The organism is Photorhabdus africana, from assembly GCF_035181445.1.
Lineage (GTDB): Bacteria > Pseudomonadota > Gammaproteobacteria > Enterobacterales > Enterobacteriaceae > Photorhabdus > Photorhabdus laumondii.
The window spans coordinates 1-479 of sequence record NZ_JAXBVE010000179.1; the positions used below are offsets into that span (position 1 = coordinate 1).

Annotated in this window: 1 protein-coding gene; it reads left to right on the plus strand. The window is 37.6% G+C overall.

Annotated elements, in window-relative coordinates; translation table 11 throughout:
- Window positions 1-21 precede the first annotated feature (21 nt).
- Window positions 22-150, plus strand: a complete 129-nt coding sequence (locus tag SLS51_RS23305) for a Hok/Gef family protein (RefSeq protein ID WP_439126910.1) — start codon at window positions 22-24, stop codon at window positions 148-150.
- Window positions 151-479: the final 329 nt, after the last annotated feature.

Consider the following 479-nt stretch of genomic DNA (forward strand, 5'->3'; position numbering starts at 1 on the left):
CAAAAAATCGCAATATTTAGTTTGATCATTATTTGTGTGACATTACTCATATTCACGTGGATAACAAGGGGTTCAATCTGTAAACTCCATATCAAACGAGGTAATACAGAGGTTGCGGCAATCATGGCTTACGAATCCAGCGACAGGTAAGGCAACCTTAGGCGGGAGGTTTTTACTCCCGCCCTTTTAGATGTTGTTATGACTTGGTTCTCAGGCACCCTTCATATTTAAGCGGCATTAAGCATAAATTAAAGCTACTGAAACTCTGGCATTCTTGGATTCACATAATAAGTGCAATATCGTTAACCGGAGATGTAAAATAGAGGTTGTTATTATATATTTTCTATTTAATCAACTCAATTAATTAAACAGGGCGGGATTCCACTTTGTATTTAATTTAATCAAAAATAAGTTGACTACGGAATTCCCCTGACCAAATGGCTCTTCGACGTTTAGCTGCCTGACTGTCTTTTATGCTG